The organism is Helicobacter sp. T3_23-1056, from assembly GCF_053654535.1.
In genome coordinates this window covers 1-863 of record NZ_JBSIUU010000088.1, presented here as the reverse complement: position 1 = coordinate 863, position 863 = coordinate 1, and the positions used below count along the sequence as shown (strand labels likewise).

General features: G+C 32.4%; 1 protein-coding gene. It reads left to right on the top strand.

All coding sequences use genetic code 11. From position 1 onward, the window contains the following. Nucleotides 1-136: 136 nt before the first annotated feature. Nucleotides 137-863, top strand: a 727-nt coding sequence (locus ACWIUO_RS13800; protein WP_454178460.1) for a bacteriophage T4 gp5 trimerisation domain-containing protein, incomplete at its 3' end; no start/stop codon positions are given.

Below are 863 nucleotides of genomic sequence, written 5' to 3'. Positions count from 1 at the left end.
TACCACACTAGGCATTGTCATAGGCGAAAAAAACAATATAGTAGAAGAGCTAAATACCATTCACACTGATAGCTTTGGTAGGGTTAGAGTTAGAATCAATGTCTTTGCTAATCAAGCAATAATTGATAATAACATATTGCAATTAAATCAAACACAAAATTCAAACGCACAATCTAGCGCATCTAAAACATTAAAAGATTCAAATGAATCTAATTTAACATCTAATGAATCTAAGAACTTTATAGATTCAAGCGATTCAAACAAAAACAATGAATCTACTCCAAAAGACAACGCCCACAATAGCACACAATATTATTCCCCATATTTACGCGTAGCATCTCCTATTGCTTCTAATGCTTCAGGCTTTTATCACACCCCAAGAGTAGGTGATGAAGTGCTTATTAGCTTTTTAGATAATGACATAGATAAACCATATATTAGTGGTAGCCTTTATAATAACACTAACACCCCAAATCTACACTTACCAAAAGATTCACATAAAACTACGATTAGCTCTAAAACACTGGGATTAAATGAAAAAGGCATAAATGAAATCACACTAGAAAATATAAAAGACAATGAGCTAATCTCAATCCACGCTCAAAAAGACTATGATGAGCTAATAGAGCATAACTTTAGCCAAACTATCAAAAACAATAAAGAATCTAGCATAAAAGGACACTACAACGAATCTATCACTAAAACCCATACCCAAGACATAGCCCTAGCAAAAATAATCAAAGTAGGTGCAGAATATAACACAAATGTAGCTTTATCTAAAAACACCATCGTAGGCACAAGCAATACTCTAAGTGTAGGATTAGACAATAAACTAAAAGTAGAGCATAATAGTAGTGAATATA